This is a genomic window from Thermostichus sp. MS-CIW-36 (genome assembly GCF_054059035.1).
In genome coordinates this window covers 38475-63494 of record NZ_JBSSBR010000003.1, presented here as the reverse complement: position 1 = coordinate 63494, position 25020 = coordinate 38475, and the positions used below count along the sequence as shown (strand labels likewise).

24 protein-coding genes are annotated in these 25020 nt (G+C 58.5%); 13 read left to right on the top strand and 11 right to left on the bottom strand.

Annotated features, from left to right (window positions below):
* Positions 1-194: 194 nt before the first annotated feature.
* Positions 195-710 (bottom strand): nucleoside deaminase, encoded by a 516-nt coding sequence (locus tag ACVWVQ_RS02615; protein ID WP_457402867.1) that lies wholly within the window; start codon positions 708-710, stop codon positions 195-197.
* Positions 711-940: 230 nt separating this feature from the next.
* Between ACVWVQ_RS02615 and ACVWVQ_RS02610 the strand changes: the two genes are divergently transcribed.
* Complete coding sequence (locus ACVWVQ_RS02610; RefSeq protein WP_457506731.1) at positions 941-2182, top strand: HhoA/HhoB/HtrA family serine endopeptidase; 1242 nt, start codon at positions 941-943, stop codon at positions 2180-2182.
* A gap of 66 nt (positions 2183-2248) precedes the next feature.
* Complete coding sequence (locus ACVWVQ_RS02605; RefSeq protein ID WP_457506729.1) at positions 2249-3847, top strand: protein kinase domain-containing protein; 1599 nt, start codon at positions 2249-2251, stop codon at positions 3845-3847.
* A gap of 54 nt (positions 3848-3901) precedes the next feature.
* Here the strand turns inward: ACVWVQ_RS02605 and ACVWVQ_RS02600 are convergent, their stop codons facing one another.
* The gene (locus ACVWVQ_RS02600; RefSeq protein WP_457506815.1) at positions 3902-5233 is read right to left on the bottom strand and encodes an NAD(P)/FAD-dependent oxidoreductase; all 1332 of its coding nucleotides are present in this window, start codon (positions 5231-5233) and stop codon (positions 3902-3904) included.
* 399 nt (positions 5234-5632) lie between these two features.
* Here ACVWVQ_RS02600 and ACVWVQ_RS02595 point away from each other — a divergent pair, with 399 nt between their 5' ends.
* The 5 genes from ACVWVQ_RS02595 (at position 5633) to ACVWVQ_RS02575 (ending at position 11443) form a co-directional block, all read left to right on the top strand.
* Complete coding sequence (locus ACVWVQ_RS02595) at positions 5633-8398, top strand: cation-transporting P-type ATPase (RefSeq protein WP_457506727.1); 2766 nt, start codon at positions 5633-5635, stop codon at positions 8396-8398.
* Positions 8399-8493: 95 nt separating this feature from the next.
* Positions 8494-8688: an oxidoreductase gene (locus ACVWVQ_RS02590; protein WP_414343797.1), complete on the top strand. Its 195-nt coding sequence runs from the start codon at positions 8494-8496 to the stop codon at positions 8686-8688.
* 376 nt (positions 8689-9064) lie between these two features.
* Positions 9065-9517: an AbrB family transcriptional regulator gene (locus ACVWVQ_RS02585; RefSeq protein WP_011432404.1), complete on the top strand. Its 453-nt coding sequence runs from the start codon at positions 9065-9067 to the stop codon at positions 9515-9517.
* 140 nt (positions 9518-9657) lie between these two features.
* Complete coding sequence (locus tag ACVWVQ_RS02580; protein ID WP_457506725.1) at positions 9658-11061, top strand: 1-acyl-sn-glycerol-3-phosphate acyltransferase; 1404 nt, start codon at positions 9658-9660, stop codon at positions 11059-11061.
* A gap of 178 nt (positions 11062-11239) precedes the next feature.
* Complete coding sequence (locus ACVWVQ_RS02575; protein ID WP_041436260.1) at positions 11240-11443, top strand: hypothetical protein; 204 nt, start codon at positions 11240-11242, stop codon at positions 11441-11443.
* Positions 11444-11546: 103 nt separating this feature from the next.
* Here ACVWVQ_RS02575 and ACVWVQ_RS02570 read toward each other — a convergent pair whose 3' ends face one another.
* Both ACVWVQ_RS02570 and ACVWVQ_RS02565 read right to left on the bottom strand, forming a co-directional pair.
* Positions 11547-11813 (bottom strand): hypothetical protein, encoded by a 267-nt coding sequence (locus ACVWVQ_RS02570; protein ID WP_457506723.1) that lies wholly within the window; start codon positions 11811-11813, stop codon positions 11547-11549.
* Between the two features lie 42 nt (positions 11814-11855).
* Complete coding sequence (locus tag ACVWVQ_RS02565; RefSeq protein WP_457506721.1) at positions 11856-12215, bottom strand: hypothetical protein; 360 nt, start codon at positions 12213-12215, stop codon at positions 11856-11858.
* A gap of 337 nt (positions 12216-12552) precedes the next feature.
* Between ACVWVQ_RS02565 and ACVWVQ_RS02560 the strand changes: the two genes are divergently transcribed.
* The 3 genes from ACVWVQ_RS02560 (at position 12553) to ACVWVQ_RS02550 (ending at position 16280) form a co-directional block, all read left to right on the top strand.
* Positions 12553-13626 (top strand): OmpA family protein, encoded by a 1074-nt coding sequence (locus ACVWVQ_RS02560; RefSeq protein ID WP_457490592.1) that lies wholly within the window; start codon positions 12553-12555, stop codon positions 13624-13626.
* 119 nt (positions 13627-13745) lie between these two features.
* Entirely contained in the window at positions 13746-14858 is a 1113-nt protein-coding gene (locus tag ACVWVQ_RS02555; RefSeq protein WP_457506719.1) for a hypothetical protein, read from the top strand.
* Between the two features lie 168 nt (positions 14859-15026).
* Positions 15027-16280, top strand: coding sequence for an AI-2E family transporter (locus tag ACVWVQ_RS02550; RefSeq protein WP_457506814.1), 1254 nt, complete (start codon positions 15027-15029; stop codon positions 16278-16280).
* Positions 16281-16351: 71 nt separating this feature from the next.
* On the opposite strand, the gene ACVWVQ_RS02545 is transcribed toward ACVWVQ_RS02550, so the two are convergent.
* Both ACVWVQ_RS02545 and rnc read right to left on the bottom strand, forming a co-directional pair.
* Complete coding sequence (locus tag ACVWVQ_RS02545; RefSeq protein WP_457394684.1) at positions 16352-16579, bottom strand: hypothetical protein; 228 nt, start codon at positions 16577-16579, stop codon at positions 16352-16354.
* Positions 16576-17298, bottom strand: coding sequence for a ribonuclease III (gene rnc, locus ACVWVQ_RS02540; RefSeq protein WP_457473330.1), 723 nt, complete (start codon positions 17296-17298; stop codon positions 16576-16578). The genes ACVWVQ_RS02545 and rnc overlap by 4 nt, the downstream gene beginning before the upstream one ends.
* 154 nt (positions 17299-17452) lie before the next feature.
* On the opposite strand from rnc, the gene ACVWVQ_RS02535 reads away from it, so the two are divergent.
* On the top strand, positions 17453-17785 hold the full coding sequence (locus tag ACVWVQ_RS02535) for a hypothetical protein (protein ID WP_457473331.1): 333 nt from the start codon (positions 17453-17455) through the stop codon (positions 17783-17785).
* Positions 17786-18110: 325 nt separating this feature from the next.
* Here the strand turns inward: ACVWVQ_RS02535 and ACVWVQ_RS02530 are convergent, their stop codons facing one another.
* The 5 genes from ACVWVQ_RS02530 to lpdA form a co-directional block, all read right to left on the bottom strand.
* Positions 18111-18386, bottom strand: a complete 276-nt coding sequence (locus ACVWVQ_RS02530; RefSeq protein ID WP_099812344.1) for a hypothetical protein — start codon at positions 18384-18386, stop codon at positions 18111-18113.
* A 100-nt stretch (positions 18387-18486) separates the two neighbouring features.
* A complete protein-coding gene (mutY, locus tag ACVWVQ_RS02525) occupies positions 18487-19551 on the bottom strand; it encodes an A/G-specific adenine glycosylase (protein WP_457506717.1) in 1065 nt (354 codons plus the stop codon).
* 94 nt (positions 19552-19645) lie between these two features.
* Positions 19646-19783, bottom strand: coding sequence for a hypothetical protein (locus ACVWVQ_RS02520; RefSeq protein WP_011432392.1), 138 nt, complete (start codon positions 19781-19783; stop codon positions 19646-19648).
* A 501-nt stretch (positions 19784-20284) separates the two neighbouring features.
* Complete coding sequence (locus ACVWVQ_RS02515) at positions 20285-21613, bottom strand: class I SAM-dependent methyltransferase (protein ID WP_457506715.1); 1329 nt, start codon at positions 21611-21613, stop codon at positions 20285-20287.
* Positions 21614-21776: 163 nt separating this feature from the next.
* A complete protein-coding gene (lpdA, locus tag ACVWVQ_RS02510) occupies positions 21777-23159 on the bottom strand; it encodes a dihydrolipoyl dehydrogenase (protein WP_457506812.1) in 1383 nt (460 codons plus the stop codon).
* 125 nt (positions 23160-23284) lie between these two features.
* Between lpdA and ACVWVQ_RS02505 the strand changes: the two genes are divergently transcribed.
* Positions 23285-24067 carry an HAD family hydrolase gene (locus tag ACVWVQ_RS02505; RefSeq protein WP_457506713.1) on the top strand — a complete coding sequence of 261 codons (783 nt, stop codon included), beginning with the start codon at positions 23285-23287 and terminating at the stop codon, positions 24065-24067.
* Positions 24064-24918, top strand: coding sequence for a M28 family peptidase (locus ACVWVQ_RS02500; protein WP_457506711.1), 855 nt, complete (start codon positions 24064-24066; stop codon positions 24916-24918). The genes ACVWVQ_RS02505 and ACVWVQ_RS02500 overlap by 4 nt, the downstream gene beginning before the upstream one ends.
* The last annotated feature ends 102 nt before the right edge of the window (positions 24919-25020 follow it).

Sequence of the window (25020 nt, the reverse complement as noted above, 5' to 3'; positions counted from 1 at the left end):
CAGGCATAGGGCCGACGCACCCTCAACAACCCAAGCGGCCACCGTTGGGCTCAAGAGATCCCGCACTCGGAAAGCCTTTTTTGAGGCTGGTGCGGGATCCCGGGCAAGGGCCAGCCGAACCCGTTATGACAGTATCAAAAACATCCTGCAGATGCACGACTTCAACCCAGAATTTTCCGCCCCCAGTCTCTCGGTCAGGATTCAGCCGGCTCAGAGGGGATCCCGCGGCGGCGGCAAAACCACTGCTGCAATAGGCGTCGACACTCGACCTCGCAAACTCCGCCGATGATCTCCGGGCAATGGAAGCTGGCGGCAGAAGCTGGCAAATTGAGTACACTGCGCAAAGCCCCGGCCTTGGGATCATCGGCGCCGTAGATTACCTGGGCCAGCCGCGATTGGCTGATGGCCCCGGCACACATGGGGCAGGGCTCCAGGGTCACATACAGCCGACAGCCCCGCAGTTGCCAATCTCCCAGCCGTTGCCCTGCCTGCCGTAGGGCCAGAATCTCCGCATGGGCCGTGGGATCCCGATCCCGTTCCCGCCGGTTGCTGCTCAAAGCCAGCAACTTTTCCCCTGGCCCCACCACCAGAGCGGCCACCGGCACCTCTCCGGCTTCTCCCGCTTGCTTAGCTTCTCGCAAGGCCAACTGCATCCAGGCGCGGTGGCGCTGCCACGGATCCCGCCCTTGTGGCTCGGAGGAATGGAGCATACTCGGATCCCCGATCATTTTGGGCGTTTCGAGCACTGCCTCTGTCCGCAAGATTTGCTAGGGTAAGCACACATACCCCGAACATCCAAAAGTAAAGAGTAGGAATCAAAAGTAAAGAGTAGGAATAGATAGAATAGACCAGGAGTGAACTGGGTCTTGATGGCGTAAGTCGGGGGAGCGGGTTCACGCCTTTTGAGTCTTGGCGATACGGCTTAGCTTTGGGAGGGAGCATGGCGCGGATTCTACGGCATACACTTTTGGCGATGGCTCTGTTTGGTGGAGGCGTCGCAGGTGGGGTCTGGCTATCGTCTCGAGCGGGGCAGGAGTGGTTACAGCAAACTCCCCTGGTCACTTGGACGCGACGGGCCAGTGAGGGAGTGGGATCCCTTTTGCCCTGGTCTGAGCCCCGCCCTGAGGCTGCGAATTCTGCCCCTCCCGCCGATGCCGTCCGGCCTTCTAATTTTATTGCCGCCGTTGCCCAAAAGGTCGGCCCAGCGGTGGTGCGCATCGATGCCACCCGCACCGTGTCGAGGGGGGTCAACCCAGAACTGTTCAACCAGCCCCTGTTTCGCCGCTTCTTTGGGGATCAACTACCGCAGTTGCCGCAGGAGTTTCGGCAAGAAGGCACCGGATCGGGGTTTATCATCGACGCCAGTGGCCTGATCCTCACCAACGCCCATGTGGTGGAAGGCAGCGAGCGGGTCAGGGTTCATCTGCTGGATGGGCGCACCTTTGAAGGGGAGGTGAAGGGCTCAGATCCGGTTACCGATATCGCAGTGATCAAAATTGAGGGGGAGAATCTGCCCACGGTTACCCTGGGTAACTCTGACTTGGTGCGACCAGGGGATTGGGCTATTGCCATTGGCAACCCGCTGGGCCTGGACAATACCGTAACTGCCGGGATCATCAGTGCTGTTGGGCGCTCCTCCGGGCAAATTGGGGCTGTCAACAAGCGGGTGACTTTCCTGCAAACGGATGCGGCCATTAACCCCGGCAACTCGGGCGGCCCGTTGCTGGATGCGGAAGGCCGCGTGATTGGGGTGAATACGGCCATCTTCCAGCGAGCTCAGAGCGTCGGCTTTTCCATCCCCATCAACCGCGCCATGGAAATTGCCGAGCAATTGATCCGGAATGGTCGGGTAGAGCACGCTTTCTTGGGCATTCGCATGATCACCCTCAACCCTGACATTGTGGCGCGCCTCAACCGCGACCCCGCTCGTCCCACCACGCTGACAGTGGAAGAAGGGGTCTTGATCGGGCAGGTGATTTCGGGATCCCCGGCTGAGGAGATTGGCTTGCGGGAGGGGGATGTGATCACTGAAATCAATGGGCAGGCCATCCGCGATGCCGAGCAGGTGCAGCAGTTGGTGGAAGCCGCTGGGGTGGGCAATACGCTGACGCTGCGGGTCATCCGAAATGGACAGGCACGCACCTTCCAGGTGAAGACGGGAGTGCTGCCCGTAGACTTCTAAGCAGTTTTATGTGCCGTCAATTTACTGATCCCCGTGACACAATGGCCCTAGAGGCGGGGGTCAGGTATGGCTTGGGCAGTCGGCGAAAGACTACAGGGGGGGCGCTACCGCATTGAGGCCATCTTAGGAGAGGGGGGCTTCGGCATTACCTACCGGGCCTGGGATAACGTCCGTGCCGACCAGGTGGTCATCAAAGTTTTAAGCGACAGCATCAGTCGGGATCCCGAATATCCCCACTTCCAGCAGAACTTCATGAATGAGGCGCTGCAACTGGCCCGCTGCCGCCACCCCCATGTGGTGAAGGTGGAAGAAGTGATCTGGGAGCAGGAGCGCTGGTGTATTGTGATGGAGTACATCCGCGGCCAGACTCTGCACCAGCTTCTGCGGCAAAAAGGGCCGTTGCCCCTGCCGGAAGCCCTGCGCCTGACGCGGGAGGTGGGATCTGCCCTGATGGCCTTGCACGAACAGGGGATCCTGCATCGGGATGTGAAGCCATCCAACATCATGGTGCGGGAGGGATCCCAGCAGGCGGTGTTGATCGACTTCGGCCTGGCCCGCGGCTACTCCCAAGGTCTGATCCAACGCCATACTTCCTATGGCACTGACGGCTATGCCCCGCTGGAGCAATACGACAGCTTGCGCCGCCGTGGCGCTTTTATCGATGTCTACGCCTTGGCAGCTACCCTCTACACCCTGCTGACGGGAATGGTGCCCCTGTGTGCGCCGGTGCGGGCCACCGGTCGCCAGTTGGATCCCCCCCGTAGCCTCAACCCCAGCATTCCAGAGGCCGTAGAAGTGGCCATCCTCAAGGGAATGGCTCTCAAGGCAGAGGATCGCCCACAAACCATGGCCGAATGGTTGGCACTGTTGCCGGCAGAAGCCTCTCAAGAAGAGAGAAAGCGGGTTGCTTTTGAGCCGGCCATCCGCACCCAAGAGCTGAGGGAGCTGGAGCAGATCTTGGCCCAGCCTCCACAACCCCAAGACGAGCTGGAACAGCTCCTGTCCCGGCACTCGGCGGAAGAGCTAGAGCAACTGGTGGCACCGCCCACCCCCCCGACGGTGAAAAGAGAGACAGGGCCCGGATCCCTGATTTTCCCGGAAGTCTGTCCAGAAGGGCAGGGAAGTCGAGAGGGATCCCTGCCCGGAACTCTCTCTTGGCCAGAGTGGGTGGGGGAAGCAGCCCCTGCCTTGCAAGGTCTGTGGGATCGGCTGCGAGCGGGGCAGTGGGGGGAGGCGGATCGCTGGACGACAGCCCTGATGCTGAAGCTTGCTGGGCGCTTGCAAGTGGGCTTTTTTGATCCCAAGGATGTTCAGGCCTTCCCCTGCCCCATGCTGCGGCTGATTGACCAACTGTGGGTGCGGGCCAGCCATGGGCGCTTTGGCTTTACCGTCCAGAAGCAACTTTGGCAGGAGTGTGACCCGGAGGGAAGAGGAGGGATCCGTTCGGGCTCCTTCTCAGCCTTGCCCCGCGAAGACTGCATGGGGGAAAGAGTCGGCTGGCAGGTGCAGGGCCGCTGGCTGGGGTATGGGGAGCTCACAACCCGTCTGGCAGCGCCCAAGGGTCATCTGCCAGTGGGCTTTTTTTGGGGCTACTCAGGTGGCCTACGTGCGGCGCTGCTGATGCTGGATCGGGCGGTATTGAAAAAGTTCAAAGCCTGCCTGTAAAAAACTCCCCCCTCCCAAAGGGAGAGGGGCTGGGGAGTGAGGGGATAGAAAGCCCTAGTAGCGGTGCACCAGCTTGTTGATGGGCTTGAAGATGTCTGCCTCAAACTTTTTGCCCTTGAGCATGCGGTTCCAATAGAGCCAGGGTAATAGATGCACCTTGGCTAGGTACATGGAGTAGCGCTCCCGCGTCGGATCCAGCGGGAAGGAGGGAGCCAGTTTCCCCCCGTAGGCAAACTCCGCCATGATTAGGGAGTTATAGCCTGTGATCAGGGGACAACAGGTGTAGCCATCATACTGGGCCACCGGGGGCTTGGACTGCATGGCAGCCAAGAGATTTTCGGCCAGTACCGGCGCTTGCTTGCGGGCGGCAGCCGCTGTCTTGGACGTTGGCAGAGAGGAGGCATCCCCTAAGGAAAACACGTTGGGGTAGCGGGTGTGCTGCAGCGTTGCCTTATCCACATCCACCCATCCTCCCGGCCCGGCCAGGGGGCTGCGCTTGACAAAGTCCGGAGCGCTCATGGGCGGAGCCACGTGGATCATGTCATAGTGCAGGCTCACCTCTTCTTTGCCATTGTCGGTGGTGACTTCAAAGATGGCTTCCTGAGTCTCAGGCCGGATGGCTTTGAGGTTGTGCTTGAATTTCACCTGGATCCCTCGCCGCTCTACCACCTTCTCCAGGGCAGCACTGTACTCCGGCACGGCAAAGAGAGTGGGAGTGGCTGTGCAAAAGAGAACCTTGGTGTTGACGCCAACGCCGCTTTTGCTCTTGAAAACGTCGTCGGCTAGGTACATGATTTTTTGGGGGGCGCCGCCGCACTTGATTGGCGTAGCCGGGTACGTGAAGATGGCTGTTCCCCCCTTGAAGTTGCGGATGGTCTCCCAAGTGTAGGGGGCGTAGTCCTTGGAGTAGTTGCTGGTTACTCCTCCTTTGCCCAGCGCCTCCGGCAAGCCCTCGATCAAGTGCCAGTCGATTTGGATCCCTGGGGCAACGATGAGGTAGTCATACTGAATGATCTGCCCGCTCTCTGTGATCACGCGGTTGTGATCCGGATCTAACTCCGCCACGCGTGCTTGGATCCAGGTGGCTCCCTTGGGGATCACTGTTTTTTCGTCCCGGATGAACTTGGCCAGGGGAGCAACTCCCCCGCCCACCAGCGTCCAGCCCGGCTGATAGTAATGCTTGTCGGATGGCTCGATGATCGCAATGTCGAGGTTGCGCTTGCGCTCCAGCAACTGGGCCGCTGCGCTGATGCCAGCAGCCCCTCCTCCCACCACAACAATCTGATGGTGAATGACAGGCTGTGAAGTTCTGGAGACGGATCCCTCCACGCTGGGGCGCCCGTTCGTTTGGGTAGAGGCGGGTGGGGATTGGGTTTTGAGTTCCATCGTCTTAGTAGTCGTTGACACAGCAGTTTCCTCAAACAGAACTGAACTTGAGCTCAAGAAGCTGTTTAGTTTAATACGGAAGAGCCTGTTAAATGACAAGCAACAACCTTGAACCGGCAATCCGTAGAAGACTCTGCGGATCGCCAGTCTTCAGGGCGCTGCAGGTGTGGAACAATTGTAACCATAACACTTGATAAGAATATAGCCATTTTTTCGAGTTGTCGAACATTTGAGGCAAATCTTAGCCTGGGACTTAGGCTTTGTTGACGCTGGTGGCAGCAGTGGCATCTCGGAGGATGAGCAGCATCCGCTAGGCTGTGGAATGTACGAAGGATTTGCCGCTGGGTTCACGGCTGGCCTTCAAGTTCTGTTGCGATTCAACTGGAGACCTTCATCACGATGGCAAAATCCATCCCTGCTGGCTCATTGCCGGTTGCTCCCTGGCACGCTCTGCCCGAAGAGGATGTTGCCCGCCAAATTGTTGCAGAGGAACTGCCTCTGGCAGCGCTTTTGGAGCGGGGTCTATCTCAGGCTGAGGTGATCCAACGGCAGAAGCAACATGGCCCCAACGAACTCAAAGCCAAGACAGCTACCCCGGCTTGGGTGAAGTTTCTGCAGCAGTTTAACCAATCCCTGCTCTACATCTTGATGGTGGCCGGGGCAATCAAGGCGTTCTTGGGATCCTGGCGCAATGCCATCGTGATCTGGGCGGTGGTGGTAATCAACGCTCTCATCGGCTACATCCAGGAGTCCAAAGCGGAGGAAGCGATTGCCGCTCTGGCTCGGTCGGTGGTGACGGAGGTCACGGTCATCCGGGATGGGCAAAAACTGCGGGTGCCCTCGCGGGAGCTGGTGCCGGGGGATGTGGTGCTGCTGAGTTCGGGAGATAAGGTGCCCGCCGACCTGCGCTTGCTAAGCGTGCGCAACTTACAGGTGGATGAATCGGCCCTGACAGGGGAGTCGGTGCCGGTGGAAAAACGGCTGGGATCCCTGCCAGAGGAGACTTCTCTTGCGGACCGCCAGAACATGGCCTACGCCGGCAGCTTCGTCACCTTCGGCCAAGGGGCAGGAGTGGTGGTGGCCATCGGCAACCAAACCCAGACGGGCCGCATTTCTGAGCTGATCGAGGAAAGGGGATCCCTGCAAACCCCCCTGACTCGCAAGTTCGAGGAATTCAGCCTCATGCTGCTCAGGATCATCCTCAGCTTGGCCGGGCTCACCTTTTTGGTGGGATTGGCTCAGGGACAGGGGGCGGCCAGTGTCTTTGAGGCGGCAGTGGCGCTGGCGGTGAGTGCTATCCCCGAAGGCTTGCCGGCGGTAGTCACTGTAACCTTGGCGATTGGGGTTTCCCGCATGGCAAAACGCCACGCCATTATCCGCAAGCTGCCGGCGGTGGAGACCCTGGGCAGCGCTACGGTAATTTGCTCTGACAAAACCGGCACCCTCACGGAAAACCAGATGACGGTGCAGGCCATCTACGCCGGATCCCAGCTCTACCGGGTTACCGGCAGCGGCTACAGCCCCCAGGGCCAGATCCTGTTCCAGGCGGCTGATTCCCCCATCGAAATCCATCAATTGCCTGCTCTTGAGGCTTGCCTCGTAGCTGGCTGCCTCTGCAACGACACCCGCCTCCAACCCAAGGACAAGGGCCAGTGGGAAGTTGTAGGGGATCCGACCGAGGCGGCTCTGCTTGTGGCGGCTCAGAAAGGGGGCTTGGATCGAGAAGATCTGCAGCGCTGCCGCCCTCGCCTAGATACCCTCCCCTTTGAATCCCAGTTTCAGTACATGGCTACCTTACACAGATTGGGGCCGGAGGAGCATTGCATTTACGTCAAGGGATCCGTAGAGGCTCTCTTGTCCTGCTGCCATAGCCAGATGGGATCCCAGGGGGAGATCCAGTCTCTAGAAGAGGAGCGGATTCGCCAGCAGGTGGAGGCCTTGGCACGGCAGGGGCTGCGAGTTCTGGCCTTTGCCCAAAAAACCGTCCCCAGCAGCCAAACTCGGGTGGATCACCCAGATCTGCAGGAGGGTTTAATCTTCCTCGGTTTGCAGGGAATGATTGACCCGCCGCGGCCGGAGGCCATTGCCGCCGTGCGTTCCTGTCAAACGGCTGGGATGCAGGTGAAGATGATCACCGGCGACCACGTGCTCACGGCTCAAGCCATTGCCGAGCAGATGGGCCTGGGGGGTGGAAAACCTGTGCAAGCCTACAGCGGTCGAGATCTGGAGCAGCTCAGCCCGGAGGAATTTGTGGAAGCTGCCAATCGGGGATCCGTCTTCGCGCGGGTGGTGCCAGAGCAAAAGCTGCGCCTGGTGGAAGCTCTGCAAGCGCGGGGGCAGATCGTGGCCATGACCGGCGATGGCGTCAACGACGCTCCGGCCCTAAAGCAAGCAGATGTGGGGATTGCCATGGGGCGAGGCGGCACCGAAGTGGCCAAAGCTGCTGCCGACATGATCCTGACCGATGACAACTTCGCCTCCATTGAGGCAGCCGTTGAGGAGGGGCGCACGGTTTACAACAACCTGCTCAAAGCCATTGCCTTCATCCTGCCGGTGAACGGGGGGGAATCGATGACGATTCTCCTCAGCGTGCTGCTCAACCGCGAGCTCCCCATTCTGGCCATTCAAGTGCTGTGGCTCAACATGATCAACTCCATCACCATGACGGTGCCTCTTGCCTTTGAGCCGAGCACAGGCCGAGAGATGACTCGCCCACCGCGGGATCCGGAGGCCAACTTGCTCTCTCCTAGGCTGCTGCAGCGCATCCTGCTGGTGTCCGTGTTCAACTGGATCTTGATCTTCGGGGTTTTTGAATACATCGAACAAACCACCGGCAACCTTAACCTGGCCCGCACCATGGCCATCCAAGCGTTGGTGATCGGGCGCATCTTCTACTTGCTCAGCCTCAGCCAGGCCATTCCTACCCTGTTGGGCCGTGGACGTGCCAGCCAATTGGAACACCATGAGCGCCTCATGGATACAGCAGCCATTGCCATCGGCATTGGGGCGGCCATCCTGCTGCAGATCCTCTTCAGCCAGTGGAGCTTGTTCAACATTATCTTCGACACAGCACCCCTGTCTTGGGAGCAATGGGGCTTTTGTCTGCTGGTGAGCTTGCCGATCATCGTTGTCTCAGCGGTGGCCAATCGAGTGGATCCTGAATGAATAACTTGCTTTGGGCAACTCGCGCTCACTGGTCTCCTATCTAAAGAAATGTCGAAGAGGGGATCCCTCAGCCACTACTCAGATGTGACCGGCCTTTGCCAAGAGGGGAAAGTGACCGCCGGGCCAGGTGTGATGGCATCCAGCTTCACACCCGCTCTGGCTATCTTTTCGACCCATTTCCGCAAGGCAATGGCAATCGCCGTGCCCGTCTCTATGGCGGTTTTTGGGAAGATCGAGCCCGTTTTCTGGCGGAAGTTGCAGAAGACGTGATCAGAGTTCGGGGCACCTGACGAGTGAGGATGAGGTTGTCTCCAAGCAATGCCTATCCCCTGCGCGCCTTCGGCCATGGGGTGAAGTCTCAATTGCTTTCCCCTCTCAAAGGCGGTCAATTGCATCTGCGCCACGGCACCACCCCTATTCCAACGGCAATCTTTTGTCAGCTCCCTCCACGCAAACCCCAGCAGCCTTCAGCGCTTGAGTTCTTTTTGCCTCCATCACCTTTTGGCAAGAGCGGGAACATCTCTTGAGTGAGAAGAGGCTTTTCCTTCCGAGCTGCCGGCTCAAGGAACAGGAGAAAAACCTGTCTTCAAAAAAGCCTCCGACTTTCGGTTGCAGGAGTACATCACAAGGGTATGATCTTAAGAGAAGGATGTAGGACATTAAAAAATGTCAGATATACCACCACAACCTTTAACCGGGAAGGCTCTGCTGCAGAAGGTCGAAGCTTTGGGGCATCTTCCGCGCCGAGAAACGGCAAAGCGATGTGGCTATGTAACCATGACCAAGACCAACAAGCCTCGCGTCAACTTGAATGAGTTCTATGACGCGGTGCTGGCGGCAAAAGGTCTGAGTCTCAGCCCAAGTTCCAGCCGGGACAAGCGCGGTCGTGAGCCAACCTTTCGGGTCAGCGTTCACAAAAATGGGCAGTTGATCATTGGGTCGGCCTACACCGAAAAAATGAATCTCAAACCCGGGGATGAGTTCGAGATTCAGCTAGGTTACAAGCACATTCACCTCAAGCAAGTGCTAAACGGCCAGGTGGTGGAGGAGTCAACCCCAAGTAAAGAAGCTTCCCCCAAAGCGACTCGCGGTCGCCGGAAAAAAACTGCTGGGGCTTGAGCCGCTGCCGGGCCGGGAGTGAGGAGAAGGGATCCAGTTGACGAACTGTCACTGTGTGGCTTTCTTCTTGCCTTGCCCTCTTTAAGATGGGATCCAAAGCCTAGGTTCACCGATCTTGCTGACCCTAGATAAGGATCCCTATGCAACAGAAGGTTCAGCCACCCCTCAAGTTTTTGCCACCGCGATTGACGCCTTGGGTCGTTCGTTTTGCTCAAGCAGGCTTGCCCCTTTGGTTGCGATGGACCAAAGGGATCCCTCGCGTTGAAGTGGAGGGGGGAGAGCGTTTGGCTCAGCTTTATCAGCAGTTTGAGGCGGGCAAGATTCGCCTGTTGGTGGCGTTTCGACACCCGACCCTCGATGATCCCCCCTGCTTGATGTACTTGTTCGCCCATCTCCTGCCGCAGGTGGCCCAACGCCAGGGGATCCGCTTTCGGGGCCGGCCCCACGTTTTGTTTGTCTACGACCGCGGCCTACCTCTGTGGCTGGGATCCGTTGCCCGTTGGGGCTTGCCGCGCTTGGGCGGGATCCCGATTTTGCGAGGCCGTCTGGATCGGGCAGGGCTAAAAAGTTCTCGTGAGCAGTTTGTATCGGGCCAATATCCGCTGGCGGTAGCTCCAGAAGGGACGATCAACGGCATGAGCAGTCTTCTCAACCCGTTGGAGCCGGGGGTAGCCCAGATGAGCTTTTGGGCGGTGGAGGATCTGCACAAGGCGGGACGGCCAGAGCAGGTGCTGATCCTGCCGGTGGGCCTTCGCTATTCTTACCTGAGGGATCCCAGTGCCGCTCTGAATAGATTGCTCAGCCGCATGGAGGCCGATTGCAAGCTGCCGCCCACGCGCTCGGCTCACGCCGGTCAAGCCTTTTTGCTGGCCCGTATCCTTCGCTTGGGAGAACACCTGCTCCAGGTCATGCAGACCTTCTATGAGCGCTTCTATGCCCCTGCTCTTCCTGCTGCAGATAGAGCCCAAGTTAAAGAGGGGGATCTGTTGGCGCGTCTTCAAAGCTTGTCAGATCTGGCCCTGCGGGTGGCCGAGCAACATTTCGGCCTAGAGCCTCAAGGAGACTTCATCGAGCGGCGGCACCGCATCGAACAGGCGGGCTGGGCCTGGATCTACCGCGAAGATATTGCCGATATTGCTGCTCTCTCGGCTTTGGAAAGGGGGCTGGCCAATCGAGTGGCTGCTGAGGCCAGTTTTCACCTCTGGCACATGCGCTTGGCGGAAACCTTGATGGTGTTTGCGGTGCGCCCCATGCCCGAGCAGCCCAGTCTGAGTCTGGATGAGTTGGCGGAAACCGCCCTGCGCCTCTGGAGTCTGCTGGCTTGGATCAAAGGAGAAAATCCCGTCGGAACTGCTCCCCCCCGCTTGGGCCCCCGCCTGGCGCGTTTCAGCATTGGGGATCCCCTCTCGGTTTCCGAACGCTGGCCCGCCTACCAGGCCAACCGCCGACAAGCCGTACAAGCCCTCACCCAAGATTTACAAGCAGAAATGGAGCGGCTTATCAAAGGGATCCCGTGCTCCCCTGCGGTCCTCCCTGCTGTCTGACATGCCTAGTCGGCTCAGGGGCAAAAAGTGTAACAATTCATGAGACATCTTGTGAGATATTTCGTGAAAGTAAAACGAACTTTTGCATTATCTGACAAGCAGGTGAAGGAAAGGGGAAGTTTCTGGCTCTTGGGGTAGAAAGGGGGCAGAAAGGAAGTGAGGCTCGTTGGCTTGGTCTATGTCTGATGAGCTGCTCCGCGCCATCCGCAGACGCGACCTGGAGGCCGCCACTTCAGCCGTGCAGCATTTGCGTTCTCGCCATTTAAGTGAAGCTGTGATCACCTCGATGGTGATGGTGGCCGTGGAGCGGTTGGCATGGGATGAAGGCGACCGGGCCGCCGCCAGTTGGTTACTGCGTCGCTGCTCCAGACGACGGCGCTGAAGGGATCCCCCCTGGCCCAGAGGTCATTGCGATACTTCCCCTTTCCCTGGATCCGAGGGGCTTCCCGTGTCAACCTGCCCACAAAGCCCTATCCGCAGAGGGATTAGCTTTCTTCCTTGCCCTTGTTCGGATCGTCGGGATGCTGTCGGTCTTCATCAAGGAACATAAGCCTCTGGCGAACAGCCAATCGGTACTCGGAGGTGCGCCGAGAGAGAGAAGTCCACGCTCCTGCGCTGCCCAATTTAGACTTCTGATATAGCAAGGACGCGCTGGGAGCGAAGCCAACGGTTTGGGCATCCCCAATGGCAGCCAGATCGGCGCTTAAGAAGACAAACTGCCAGCTCTCCTTCTCGGTTTTTTCCTTGATCATCTTCTCAATTTGCTCTTTGCGGAACTCGCGACTGGCATTCTCTTACCCATCGGTTACCACAACCATCACAACCTTGGCCGGGCGATCTGCCTCGCTGAGTTCGCTGAGGCTCTTTTCTAGGTCGATGATGCCGCGCCCCATGGCATCCAGCAAGGGAGTAGAAGCTCGCGGCACGTAGGTCTCGCGGGTCAGCTCAGGGACCTCGGCAATTGGCTTGAAGCGGTGAATGACTTCATAGGGATCCTGGGAGTCGAACTGAACCAAGGTAAGGGTGGCACTTCCCGGTTCTGCTTTTTGCTGCTGCAGAAAGGTATTGAATCCGCCAATGGTGTCGTCTCGGATGACTGCCATCGAGCCGGTGCGGTCGAGGATGACGGCAATGTGGGTGTAGTCTTGTCTCATAGTCACTCGCCTCCTGTAGAAAATCTAACTCTGGCTCAGGTGCAGTGATCTGTTTGTGAAGGTTTGCTTGCAATCTGTTACAAAGGGTATGAATGCTTATGAACGCTTTTTGAGTTCGCCTTGGTAGCTGGGAGCGCCAGAGCATTGTCTCGAATATTCAGCTCGACTACGGGTTAGCATTTTCTCTTAATTTTTAAGTGCTTCATATCCTAAGTACTAACAATGGTTCGTAAACTAACACACTAAAAGAAAGGTTTGCCCTTAATCCCTTTGCATTTCTGAGCTAAGCTTCTAGGCATTGGCCCCGTAAAGATTTTGGAAAAACTAGGGAGTGGCTATGTCTTTTCGCGCAGATTTACAGCGTTTTGCCTTCGCTGTGCTAACAGCGCTGCTTGTCCAGGCGGGGCCAGCTCGGGCCGATCTGCCAGGGACAGCGGATCCCCCAGGGCTTAAGCGCTTCGCAGGATCCAGCATTGTGTTTCAATCGCGGGCCGATTACGACCGCTTTAAGTTGGCCCTTGAAAAAATCGTCTTCAGTGGCGCGATGGGAGCTGTGCAGCCGTACCGGTCTCAAACTGTCGAAGGGCGTCGCATCACGACCTATTACCGACTGCCGGAGCGGGTTGCCCCTCTTGAGGCGCTGCTCAACTACGAAACCGAACTGAAAGAGTCTGGCTTTGAGATCCTCTTCTCCGGGTTGGGGGAGGAGATTGAGACCCTCGGCTACAACAACCAGATTGCTGACGAGATCCTGGATATGAAGGGCACCTACAGCACGCCGGAAGAACGGGCCCAGTGGCCGTTTCAAAACGCCAGAGAAAACACTGCTGCCTATTTAGCCGCACGTGGCAAGTCCCCCGAAGGCGATGAGCGATTCGTGAGCGCCTACTTTGTGGTCAATACCGATGACTGGGAGATCACCCGCGGCAGTGGACCGATCCCGACCGGGATTACTCTGGGGCGAGTGGATGTCGTCGATGTCAAGCCCCGCCAGCAACGCCTGGAGCTGGTTGAAAGCATCACAAGCGGCGAGATCAATCAAGCCATCAGCCGCGATGGCCGGATCGCCCTCTACGGCATTCTCTTTGCCTATGACTCGGATCAGATTGAAGCGGCTGCCGAGCCCACCCTTGCCGAGATCGCCAAGCTGATGCGCGAGCGCACCGACCTCAGCATCCTCGTGGTCGGTCATACTGATGCAACCGGTAGCTTCGACTACAACCTAGGTCTCTCGCGGCGCCGGGCCGAGGCGGTTGTCAACCGGTTGGTTCAGCTGGGTATCGAGCAACGTCGACTCTATCCGGTTGGTGTGGGGTTCTCTGCTCCTGTGGCCAGCAACACCACTGAGGAAGGCCGGGCGAAGAATCGCCGCGTGGAGTTGGTGGATCTGGCGGGTGGCAAAATCCCCTAGAGGGGAGTTTCCAGGTCTTGGGGCAGGACGGGTATCGCCGAAACTCTGGACACTGCGGCTGCGGCGAACTAGTTTAGAGGCAACTCTTTACTTCTAAGCTATTTCAAGGGGTGGGATCCATGCTTAGGCCCAGTCTTTTGTTCTCCGGCTCGGCGCTGTTGGGTTTGCTGTCTTTGCCGTTTTTGATTGGCGAATGTGGCTGGTTGACCTCGTCTCGGAAAGGGCGGAGTGCGGCCACTGAGGTTTCTCTGCAAGCTTGGGAGCACTCTCTGCCGTCATCCCAGACCTTGTTTGAAGATGAACCAGGTTCTGGATCTTGGCTCAGGCGGCAAGCCCAACTGCAAGAACGGGTACAACAGCTTGAGCAGCGCTCTCTCGCTCACCAGCAGCAGGCTCATCAGTTGCTGGTACAGCAGGCAGCTCCCCAGCCCGCCGGGGTTGTTGGCCGTTCCAACCCAAGCCTTGCCGTGCCGGCACGGCCTCGGCGTCAGGATCCCACTCTCTCTCAATCCTCTGCTCCGGCGGATCTTCCCAATGAGCTGGCGCGGCTAACCCAGTCCATCCAACAGGAGCCGGGAAATGCGCAGCTTTATCTGCAACGGGCGCAATACTTCTGGCGTCAGTCTCAAGAAGATCCTGCTGCTTTACCGCAGCCTGAGCATGCTTCTGCCATTGCTCGCTTGATGCGCTCTGCTCTGCGGGATCTGGATATTGCCATTGCTTTGGATCCCTATCTGGCTGAAGCTTATTTGCTCAAGGCCAAAATCCAACACGAGCGTTTGCAAGAACCTGAGCAGGCTCTGGCAACCTTGTCTCCTCTGGATCGGATTGCCTATCACAACCCGCAACTGCACTTGATCCGCTCTCGCATCTGGGCCGAACAAGGCCATCTGGAATCGGCGTTTGATGTGTCGCATCTGGCGATTGAGCTGGCCAAGCAAAATCAAAGTGCTGCCGATCTTTTCGAGGCCTATGTCCATCGCGGCCTGATGTGGGCCAGCATCTGCGACTTCAATTTGGCCGTTCAAGATTTCAGCCGAGCTCTTGAGTTGCAGCCTTACCAAGGTGATGTGTACTACTACCGGGGTATGGCGCGCGCTTACCAGGGAGAGGATAGGGCTGGTGCCGCTTCCGATTTGGGTAGCGCTTTGATGTTGTGGCGGGCTTCCGGCACGGGATCCCCGGAGCTGCTGGAATATGCAGAAGCGGTACGGATGGAACTGCTACGGTAGCTGCAATTCTGGCTGGGTTTTTGCTGCGGATCTTTGGTCTGGCCGACTGGGCAGGGAAGTTCTGGGTCTAGGGTCTTTGCCCAAGAGCGTTTGGCAAGTCCAGCTAGGGCAAGCCAGGATGGTAGAGCCGTCTGTTACCTAGCCCCCTGAAGAGAACCCAGCCAGATGATGAGCCGAAGACAATTGACCATCTCCGTATCCTCCGTAGCCCTGGTGGTGGCCACAGGGATGCTGTTGTTGCTGCTGTGGCAACTGCGCAGCTTGGTGCTGACGGTGATGATCGCGGTGGTGGTGGCGGCAGCGCTGGCTCCCTTGGTGGATCTGGCCGAGCGACTACGCATCCCCCGCTGGCTGGGGGTTGTGCTGGTGTATTTGAGCTTAATTGCCGGGATTGCCGGCTTGGCTCTGCTTATTGGCCCGACGGTGGCGACTCAGACCCAGCGGTTGCTGACGAGGCTGCCTTTCTATCTGGAGCAGTTGCAACTGTTGGTGGATACCTGGATTGCTGATCTGGCGGGGGTGGATCCGGCGGCGCTGGACTACTTAAACCAGTTGCTCGACCCTCAGTCGTTGATGAGCTGGGCGGTTCGCTCGGGACAACGGGTGCTGGTGCAGTCTTTCGACTTCACCCGTGGTTTGCTGGGCGGTCTGCTGACCATGGTGCTGACCCTCTTCATTTCCGGCTACATGCTGGTGAGCGGCTCTGACTTGGTGCGGGGCTTGGTGGAGTTGTTTCCCTATCCCTGGAATGACCGGCTGGCTCAGCAGGTACACCCGATGGCCCAGCGCATGGGGGGCTACATTCAGGGGCGGGTGCTGGTCTCTGCCATTTTGGGTGTGATGATCACCGTCTCGCTTCGCTTTCTGGGCCTGTCGGAGTTCGCTCTGGCGCTGGGGGTGATCGCCGGGTTTACCAACTTGATTCCCTTTATCGGGCCAGTACTGGGATCCCTGCCCGCCTTGGTGGTGGCAATCGTTCAGGGGGGCTGGACTTTTTTGTGGGTGCTGATCCTATATGTTGCCGTTCAAAACCTGGAAACCTATGTGTTGGATCCTCTGTTGGTGGGATCCTCGGTGCGGGTGAAGCCCTTGTATCAGTTGCTGGCGGTGCTGGGGGGCACCCAGTTGTTGGGTATTGTTGGGGCGGTGATCGCCCCCCCGTGGGTGGCGGGTATGGCGGTGCTGCTGGAGAACCTCTATCTGAAGCCCAAGCAGGAGGCAGAGGTTCGAGCTAGACTACGCGCTCGGGCTACCGAAGCTGCCGGTTCTTTGGCTTTGCCGGGGATGGATTCTGCCGACGCGAGCAGCCCAGAGCCATCTTTTTCCTCTCGTCCGAATGGCTCTTCAAATGAGCCGGAAGGGTTGCCACAGGAAGAAAGTCTCTCGCCTGCGGATCCCGTAGCCGGAAGAAGTCCCTATTAGCAAGCTTCTCATCTATTCGCCTCTGTTGCTCTCGGAGAAGGGCTGCTGTGGTTTTGGGTAGGGTGCACATCTCAGCGGTGACGGGCATCGAGGATGAACAGAGCACTACCTACGACGAACAGGAGGCTGGCTCCTATCCCCAGCAGGGTTTGGACAACCTTGAGATTGAGAAAGGCTGGAGCTGCTGGATCCCACGGAGGGGGGTCGCTACCCAAGGTCATCACCTCGCTCGCCGCAAACAGGCTGCTCCCCAGCAAAAACAACCAACTGGCCAACTCGTAGCGGTGGCTGCCTCTCATGTCTGCTCCGACTGCAAGTGTTTGTAGGCTTGGGCAGCGGCGGCCATTTCCGCAGCCTTTTTCGAGCGACCTTCACCGCGGCCCCAGCACCGCCCTTGCCCCCAAACTTCCATGGTGAAATGGGGGGGATGTTCCTGGGCGGCCACCAGGCGGTATTCCGGCAGGCTGCCCCAAAGGCGTTGGGTCAGTTCTTGCAGGGCTGCTTTGGGGTTGCGCCGAGTGGGGTCTTGAAACCACTGCTCCACTCGTCGGTGTAAGTAGGGATCCAGCCAGGGATGCAGCCTGGGCAGCGTGTAAATACCCCAACTGAGATAAAAAGCCCCAAGCAGAGCCTCGAAAGCATCCGCCAGCCGCCGACCCCGTCCGGCCAAGTCGTTTTGCGAGCTGGATCCCACCTCGAGGTAGCGATCCAAGCCGTGCAGATCCGCCAGTTCTGCCAGGTAAGCATCGCTGGTCAGGTCGGAGCGAATCGCGGTCAGCTCTCCCACCGACAGATGGGGATAGGACTGAAACAAGAATTCCGTAACCAAAATCCGCAGGACAGAATCCCCCAACAACTCCAGCCGATCGTTGTTCCGTCGGCCATCCAGAGAAGGGTGAATCAGAGCCTGATCCAGCAGATCCCAACGCAGCTGCTCCAGCAAAGCCGGATCCCTGAATCCAAGACGAGCCAGCAAATGCTCCAAGGCACGACGGCGGGACGGGATCAACTCAACCATACCATCAGGATACTGACGTTGCCTCAGCGGTTAGAGCTGCACAGCTTAGGCCCATTTTGACCTGGGCCATCTCACCCAGGCCAGGATCCCCGCTCAGGCGGTAAGCCAGCTATGCTACAGGAGTAGTATAGGCTTTTCGAGGGAGGATCCCTGCATGCCCGTTCGCGCCCATTCCCCCATTCCCACGACCCAGATGGAAGTGACCAGCATTCGGCTGGAACGTGAGCTGAAGCAGCGACTGAAGGCGTTGGCCGGAAATCAGGGTTACCAGGCCCTCATACGGGAAATTCTTTGGAGCTATGTCCTACGCCACTCCCAAGGGGCTGCTGCCCTCAGTCCTGAGGATATTCGGGCCAGCTTCCCGGCCACGGCCCACCAAGCCCAATGCTGCGCTCTCACCGGACGGGCCATTCAACCGCAGGAGCCAATGTTGCTGGGGTGGACCACCGATGGGAAGTTTGTCGCCCTCAGCTCCTCCTGCTTTTAAGTTTTGGAGTCTCTGATACATTCACGCTGAACTCTCCTGAACATGGTTCAGGAAAGAAGCGATCGCATCCTGCCTATCTCTGAGCAGGAAGGCGGTATCCCGCAAAGCCCTGAGGAATACCCCCCGAGCGCTTTCCCCCTTCACTTCCCGGCAACCGTTGCGGTGGACTCAAGGATCAGGGGGAAACTTGGTCTACTATATCCCTCTCAATGACTTTTGCCAAACCGCCTAAAGCTCAGTAAATTCAGCAAAGTTCAGGGTTTTGGGGGTTAGAGGCATGCTCTCCAGTTGGCGAAAGGCTCCACCCGGCACGAATGCCACCCCTTTAGACGCCACGAAGTTCTCGATATTTTCTGGCCCGTTCCTCAGCTGGATCGGGGGCTTGAGCTTTGGCAACTGCCTCCTCCAGTTGGGCCATCACCGTCTCTGCCGGTTCAGCGGAGCGGACGACATAAAACATTAGGTTAATGGCTTCGTTGGCCGTCAGTTTGAGGGTTTCTTTTCCTTTGGGCACCAGCGCGATCTTGCCATCTGTGGTTGTGATGGCTGTATGGGATCCCTTAGCCAGAATCTCCCCCGCTTTTTCCAGAGTGACAAGCATATCCGTAGCTCACGGCAGCAGGACATCTACTATCCTATCGAATGTCTTGGGGCAAACGTTCCAGAAGGGTCTAAGCCATTTGGCGGATTGGGTGGGTTCATCATGGGTTGCCATGCTCTGCCAGCCAAGCATGCAAGTGGGGAAACAACTTTTGATTGGCTCCCGGGAAGGGAAATTCCGACAGCTCCGCCGGGCTGACCCAGCGCACCTCACTACATTGCAGGGCTTGGGCTTCTCCGCCCAGGTAGCGGCAGATAAAAGCAATAAGAGTAACGGTGAAATGGGTATAGGCATGTTCGATGGTGGCCAGCGGTGCGACCACCTCGATGTCGATGCCGATTTCTTCTTTTACCTCCCGTACTACACACTCGGCAGCCGTTTCTCCCGGCTCGATTTTGCCTCCGGGAAACTCCCACAGCCCACTGAGCATCGAGCTTTCCAGTCGTCGATCGATAAGGATTTCTTTTCCCCGCAGAACAATGGCAACCGCGATTTGCTTGTGAGGACGAGAGGCACGGGGTGCAGACATAGGCAATTGTTGGTGTTGACCTCGATTGTAGGCGCTGCAATCCGCTTGCCAAGGGCACCGGCCACAGTGAGGCTTTTTGGGACGACAGACGGTAGCTCCCAAATCCATCAGGGCTTGGTTAAAAGCCCGTGGCTGCACGGGATCCAACAATTGCTGGGAAAGCTGCCACAGCAGGGACAGACACTGGGACGGAGGCTGCTGCAAAGCCACCAAGCGAGCCAGCACCCGCTTGACGTTGCCATCCAAAATGGGCAAAGGCTGATCGAAGGCAGCGCTGAGAATGCCGCCGGCTGTGGTGCGCCCGATCCCCGGCAGAGCCAGCACCTGCTCCAAATCCCTGGGGAACTCGCCGTTCCGTTCCCGCACCAGGATTTGGGCGGCTTTGTGCAAGTTCAGGGCCCGCCGGTAGTAGCCTAGGCCCTCCCACAGTTTCAGCACCTGCTGCTGGGGGGCTGCCGCCAATGCTGGGATCCCGGGCAGGGTTTGCATCCAGCGCTGAAAGTAGGGGATAACTGTTGCCACCTGGGTTTGCTGTAACATCACTTCCGAAACCCAAATGGCGTAAGGATCCCGGGTGCGGCGCCAGGGCAGATCCCGCCCGTGTTCACGGTACCAACGCTGAAGAGACTGCCGCAAGCGTTGCAAAGAAGCCTCGTCCCACTCCCCTCCTTTGCTCGGAAGGCTGGCAATGTAGGAAAAACTGACCTCGGCTTCTGATATGGGCTGAGACTCAAGCCGCGTAAGCAAAGTGCAAAGCCCACCAGATCAGGGCCGAAACCACACCGGCCACAATTCCTGCCGAGATCAAAACGACAATTGGGCTATCTGCCCCCTTGAACTTCATAATGCCGCGATTGTAGTCAGCCATCCTTGCCTCCTACCAGCTGATACATTCACGCTGAACTCTCCTGAACATGGTTCAGGAAAGAAGCGATCGCATCCTGCCTATCTCTGAGCAGGAAGGCGGTATCCCGCAAAGCCCTGAGGAATACCCCCCGAGCGCTTTCCCCCTTCACTTCCCGGCAACCGTTGCGGTGGACTCAAGGATCAGGGGGAAACTTGGTCTACTATATCCCTCTCAATGACTTTTGCCAAACCGCCTAAAGCTCAGTAAATTCAGCAAAGTTCAGGGTTTTGGGGGTTAGAGGCATGCTCTGGCGTTGGGGTTGTCAGGGATGTTGATCGGGATCCAGATCTGCCAGCTCTATTCACAGGGAAAGCTGTGGCGAAGATGTCCCAGTAGAGGTGCTCCGCACCGCCGGCGCAAACATGCCTGGGGAGAAGCACCGTCCTCGGTCATGCATGATACAACCTTAGCATGGAACAGACTTTGACCCTGGTGATTTGGACTGTTTGGAATAACCAGAAGCTAGGCAACCCGCAGGACTAACCGGTCTGCTTCCCACTGTCGAAATAGGTTGAGAAGGTGGTCGGCTCTCTCTTCATGGGCAGCCAGGATCTCAGCGCCAGAACGGGCTTGATTGGCCAAGGGCAGCAGCAGCTCCACCACTTGGTAGCGGGTAGAGGCCATCATCTTGCCCGGGATGCGGGCGACGGGCCAGAAAATATCCATCTTCTGGGTCAGGATCTGGGCCGGATCCAGCTTGCCCAACAGATCTGAAAAGGGGATTTTTTGATCCCAGTAGCGCACGCTGCCATAGCGGACGAACAAGGGGTTGAGTTGCCAGCGGGAGCTCTTAAAAAATTCGACTGTAAAGGGATCCCAGTGGTCCACCTTTTTCCCTTGATGGCAACACCAGAAGAGATTTTGCGTGTGATACAGAGGCTCCAGATACTCCATGACCCGCAGTTGGTCGATGCGAGCAAGGGCCTCGTAGCGGCGATGGAACTCCGGGTGGGTGGCGGCAATCAACGGCCTGGCATTCCAATAGTCCAAGTAGGGGGCTACATCGATAAACTCCAGCCCGGCTTGGGCAAGCAAGTCGGGAATCTCGCCGATGTCGAAAGGAATATCATTGGCATGGAAGAAATTATCGACAATGTTTTCATCTTGTCCATAGTATTCTTGGTGAGCCTTGGCGTGCTTGGCCAAAAGGGAATTGGGGCTGGCTCCCTTCAGCAGTTGCCGCACAAATTCGATCTTTTCTGGGGTTGCAGGTGGGGTGATGCCCAACAACTCCAAGGCTCGCCGAATGCGGTACAGATGCCAACGGCCTGAACGGTTGTAGAGCATCAGCGCCATCACCCCATCGGGAGCCAACCGCGATGCCAGATTGCTCAAAGCCTTCACCGGATCTGCAGTGTGGTGAATCACGCCGTAGGAGCTGATCATGTCGAAGCTGCCTTCGGGCCAAGTAGAGGGATCCATCAGATCCCCGTACTGCACCGAACAGTTGCGCAGGCCGTGGTGCTTAATTCGCTTCTGGGCCATCTCCAGGGCCGGGCGGCTGATGTCGATCCCGACCACCGACCCATAGCCGGGGTTGCTGGCGGCAATGCCATGCACTTCCCAGCCGGTGCCACACCCGGCCACCAAAAACCTGGATCCTGTGGGCTCTTGCAAGGTGCGGGTGCGGGCGTACTGCGCCAAGGTATAGCTGCCCAGACTGGAGAAGCCCTCAAAGGGCCGGTCGTAAGGAATAGGAGGATAGGGGAAAGTCTCGTACTGGGCCTGCACCGCCCGGGTAATCTCGGCTTCGCTCACCAAAAGCACTTCCTCCCACGCGTTCCCCCCCATCCTAAGGTCTTCTTGACGCTTTGAGCCGGGAGATCTTGCTGGGTTGCCCGTCTGAGAACCTGGCCCTTCACAGCCTGGTTGTAAACCCCGCCGGAGGCAGAGCGGGCGGGACGGAGTCCTCACAAAACCGAGTGAGGCAGGCGACCCTCTGCCGAGCCGTTGGCTAAGGCCCTGCCAGAGCGTGAGTTGCCCGCTTGTAGGCTTCCTCCAGCGTCTCTGCCAAGGTGGGGTGAACGTGCACCAAGCCGGCCAGTTCTCGCACCGTGGCCCGGCGAGCAATGGCCTGAGCCGCCTCGTGGATCAAATCCGCTGCATGTGCCCCCAAGATGTGGGATCCCAGCAGTAGGCCGGTGCTCTTGTCAAAGACCAGCTTGACCATGCCCTCTGTCTCTCCCGAAGCAATGGCCTTGGAGTTGCCGCCAAAGTAGGTGCGCACCGTGCCCACGCTGTAGCCTTCCTCCTTGGCCTGAGGTTCGGTCAGCCCCACAAAACCCATTTCCGGGTGGGTGAACACCGCGGCCGGGATGCTGAGGTAGTCCATGTAGGCAGTACGGCCACAGATGTTTTCCACGGCCACTCTCCCCTGAGCTGCCGCCGCGTGAGCCAACATCATTTTGCCGGTCACATCCCCAATGGCCCAGAGGTGAGGCAAATCGGTGGCCATGCGGCTATCGACGGGGATGAACCCCCGTTTGCCGGTGTCGATGCCCAGCTCGGCCAAGCCCAGCCCCTCTGAGACCGGGATCCGACCGGCAGCCACCAAGCAGCCATCCACCTGCAGCGTCTCGCCGTTGGAGAGGTGAATGGTCACCGGCTGGCCGGGGATCACCTGCCGAGCCAGCACGCCCACAAAGGTTTGAATGGAGCGGGGCTTGATCAGCACTCGCTGGGCCAGGCGGGCAATGTCTGGGTCGAAAGCCGGCATCAGGGTCTCTAGGGCTTCGATGAGGATGACCTGGGATCCCAAGGCAGTGTAGATGTCGGCAAACTCCTGGCCAATGTAGCCACTGCCGATAATCGCTAGGCGCTCCGGGATCCACTCCAGCCGCACCGCCTCGTCGCTGGTGAACACCGTCCGGCCATCCACCTCGATGCCAGGGGGCACAAAGGGGCGGGAGCCCGTAGCAAGAATAACATCCTGCGCCGTGTAGGTGTGGGATCCCTTCTCTTCCTGGACTTCCACCTGCTGGGGTGCCACCAACTTGCCTCGCCCTCTCAGGATTGTTACCCCCAGCTTCTCCAGCGAGCGAGTCATGTCGGCGCGGATCTTCTCCACCACTTGGGCAGCATGATTGGCAATAGCCTCTCGGTTCACCTGAAGGGATCCCACTTGGATGCCCAGCTCAGAGCTGTGTTGCAGTTCCCGCAGGCGTCCTGAGGCGGCCAGCAGAGCCTTGGAGGGGATGCAGCCGCGGTTGATGCAGGTGCCGCCCATTTCTGCACCTTCGACGATGGCGGTTTTCAGGCCGGATTCGACAGCATGCAAAGCAGCGCCGTGACCGCCGACGCCGGCACCGATGATGATCAAGTCAAAATCGAAGCTCATGGCGAGATTGGATAACCGGTGCTTCATTCTCTCATCTTGTCGGCCTTCCCAGAAACCAGGCTGAGAGCACCCAAACCATGGGGTAGCATAGGGTCGCTTGTAGCTGGGGGGGAGCGGGGGTACGCATGGAACTGCAAGCTTTGATTTTCGATGTGGACGGCACGCTGGCGGACACGGAGCGGGATGGTCATCGCGTGGCCTTTAACGCTGCCTTTGCCGAGGCAGGGCTGGACTGGCACTGGTCGGTGGAGCTGTACGGCCAGCTCTTGGCCATTACGGGAGGTAAAGAGCGCATTCGCCACTTTATCGACACCATTCAGCCGCCGCTGCTCCCTGGGGAAGATCTGGTGGCTCTGATTGCCCGGTTGCACCAGGCCAAAACCCGCCACTACACGGCTCTGTTGGCCAAAGGCGGGATCCCTTTGCGCCCCGGTGTCAAGCGGCTACTGCAGGAGGCCCAAGCTGCTGGGATCCGCTTGGCCATTGCCACCACCACCACGCCGGAAAATGTAACAGCCCTTTTGGAGCACACACTGCCGGAGAGCCTAAGCTGGTTTGAAGTGATCGCTGCCGGCGATATTGTCCCCGCCAAAAAGCCCGCCCCCGACATCTACTTCTACACCCTGGAACAGATGGGGCTGCCCCCCCAGGCCTGCCTGGCCTTTGAAGACTCGGAGAATGGGCTGCGCTCTGCCCAACAAGCGGGGGTCCCCACTGTGGTGACGGTAAACGACTATACCCGGGATCAGGATTTTTCCGGGGCGGCTCTGGTGTTGGATCACCTGGGGGAGCCTGAGGATCCGTTTCGGGTGTTGGCGGGAACGGTGGGATCCCACCGCTACTTCACCCTGGAGTTGGCCCGACAGATCCATGCTCAAGTTGCCCGGTCTGGAGTGGGAAGCTCATGATGGCGTCAGATCTCCAAGACCTGCGGCAGCGCCTAGAGGCTCATCTGCAGCAAGTGGCCCAGCCGCGGGATCCCGACTGGTCGCCCCTGGGCCATAGCCAAGTGGAGCGCTACATCCAAGAGCAGCTTTCTAAGTGGGGATCCCTGGAGTCCTTCCCCTTTGAGGCCGGTGGCCGCCTGCACCGCAACTGGATCTTGAAATTGCCGGGATCCCGTTCTGGCCGCCAACCCATCCTCATCGGAGCCCACTTTGACGCTGCCCCGGCAACCCCTGGAGCAGACGACAACGCCAGCGGCATAGCGGTGTTGCTGGAATTGGCCCGCCATTTTGCCGCCAACCCTGCCCCTTCCCCCCTGTGGCTGGTGGCTTTTGACCTGGAGGAGCGGGGGATGGTGGGCAGTGGGGCTTACGCCCAGTTTCTTCAACGTCAGAGGCAATCCCTACGGCTGATGCTGTCTTTGGAAATGCTGGGCTACCGGGATCCCACCCCCGGATCCCAGGACTATCCCGCTGGCCTTGAGAAGCTTTACCCCAACCGGGGAGATTACATTGGCCTTATTGGCAACTGGCCCACCTGGGGGGATCTGCTCAAGCTGCAGCGTGATTTTCAAAAAGCGGGGATCCCTTGTTGCTGGCTGCTGGCCGGGCAGCGGGGCCTAATCCTGCCTGCCACTCGCCTGAGCGACCACTCCCCCTTTTGGGATGCGGGCTACGCCGCCGTTATGGTTACCGACACCGCTTTCTTGCGCAACCCTCACTACCACAAGCTGAGCGATACCTTGGAAACCCTAGATCCAGATTTCCTGACGGGGGTCTGCCAGGGCTTGATGGCCGGGATCCGCTTGCTGTAGCTCCTCCAAACCCCCCAGTCATTCCGGCAGCAAGTAGCATGCGTTGAATCCCAACTCCCCTCTCCTGGAAGGAGGCTGGGGGTAAGGATGGAATTGGCATCC

Excerpts from the sequence above, each read along its gene's own strand:
- ACVWVQ_RS02515 (WP_457506715.1), bottom strand. The coding sequence starts at position 21,613 with ATGGGGGGGAACGCGTGGGAGGAAGTGCTTTTGGTGAGCGAAGCCGAG.
- ACVWVQ_RS02555 (WP_457506719.1), top strand. The coding sequence starts at position 13,746 with ATGCTTAGGCCCAGTCTTTTGTTCTCCGGCTCGGCGCTGTTGGGTTTG.
- ACVWVQ_RS02565 (WP_457506721.1), bottom strand. The coding sequence starts at position 12,215 with ATGAGACAAGACTACACCCACATTGCCGTCATCCTCGACCGCACCGGC.
- ACVWVQ_RS02560 (WP_457490592.1), top strand. The coding sequence starts at position 12,553 with ATGTCTTTTCGCGCAGATTTACAGCGTTTTGCCTTCGCTGTGCTAACA.
- ACVWVQ_RS02535 (WP_457473331.1), top strand. The coding sequence starts at position 17,453 with ATGCCCGTTCGCGCCCATTCCCCCATTCCCACGACCCAGATGGAAGTG.
- rnc (WP_457473330.1), bottom strand. The coding sequence starts at position 17,298 with ATGGTTGAGTTGATCCCGTCCCGCCGTCGTGCCTTGGAGCATTTGCTG.
- ACVWVQ_RS02520 (WP_011432392.1), bottom strand. The coding sequence starts at position 19,783 with ATGGCTGACTACAATCGCGGCATTATGAAGTTCAAGGGGGCAGATAGC.
- ACVWVQ_RS02530 (WP_099812344.1), bottom strand. The coding sequence starts at position 18,386 with ATGCTTGTCACTCTGGAAAAAGCGGGGGAGATTCTGGCTAAGGGATCC.
- lpdA (WP_457506812.1), bottom strand. The coding sequence starts at position 23,159 with ATGAGCTTCGATTTTGACTTGATCATCATCGGTGCCGGCGTCGGCGGT.
- ACVWVQ_RS02585 (WP_011432404.1), top strand. The coding sequence starts at position 9,065 with ATGTCAGATATACCACCACAACCTTTAACCGGGAAGGCTCTGCTGCAG.
- ACVWVQ_RS02575 (WP_041436260.1), top strand. The coding sequence starts at position 11,240 with ATGTCTGATGAGCTGCTCCGCGCCATCCGCAGACGCGACCTGGAGGCC.
- ACVWVQ_RS02580 (WP_457506725.1), top strand. The coding sequence starts at position 9,658 with ATGCAACAGAAGGTTCAGCCACCCCTCAAGTTTTTGCCACCGCGATTG.
- ACVWVQ_RS02500 (WP_457506711.1), top strand. The coding sequence starts at position 24,064 with ATGATGGCGTCAGATCTCCAAGACCTGCGGCAGCGCCTAGAGGCTCAT.
- ACVWVQ_RS02605 (WP_457506729.1), top strand. The coding sequence starts at position 2,249 with ATGGCTTGGGCAGTCGGCGAAAGACTACAGGGGGGGCGCTACCGCATT.
- ACVWVQ_RS02545 (WP_457394684.1), bottom strand. The coding sequence starts at position 16,579 with ATGAGAGGCAGCCACCGCTACGAGTTGGCCAGTTGGTTGTTTTTGCTG.
- ACVWVQ_RS02550 (WP_457506814.1), top strand. The coding sequence starts at position 15,027 with ATGAGCCGAAGACAATTGACCATCTCCGTATCCTCCGTAGCCCTGGTG.
- ACVWVQ_RS02505 (WP_457506713.1), top strand. The coding sequence starts at position 23,285 with ATGGAACTGCAAGCTTTGATTTTCGATGTGGACGGCACGCTGGCGGAC.
- ACVWVQ_RS02570 (WP_457506723.1), bottom strand. The coding sequence starts at position 11,813 with ATGATCAAGGAAAAAACCGAGAAGGAGAGCTGGCAGTTTGTCTTCTTA.
- ACVWVQ_RS02615 (WP_457402867.1), bottom strand. The coding sequence starts at position 710 with ATGCTCCATTCCTCCGAGCCACAAGGGCGGGATCCGTGGCAGCGCCAC.
- ACVWVQ_RS02600 (WP_457506815.1), bottom strand. The coding sequence starts at position 5,233 with ATGGAACTCAAAACCCAATCCCCACCCGCCTCTACCCAAACGAACGGG.
- ACVWVQ_RS02610 (WP_457506731.1), top strand. The coding sequence starts at position 941 with ATGGCGCGGATTCTACGGCATACACTTTTGGCGATGGCTCTGTTTGGT.
- ACVWVQ_RS02595 (WP_457506727.1), top strand. The coding sequence starts at position 5,633 with ATGGCAAAATCCATCCCTGCTGGCTCATTGCCGGTTGCTCCCTGGCAC.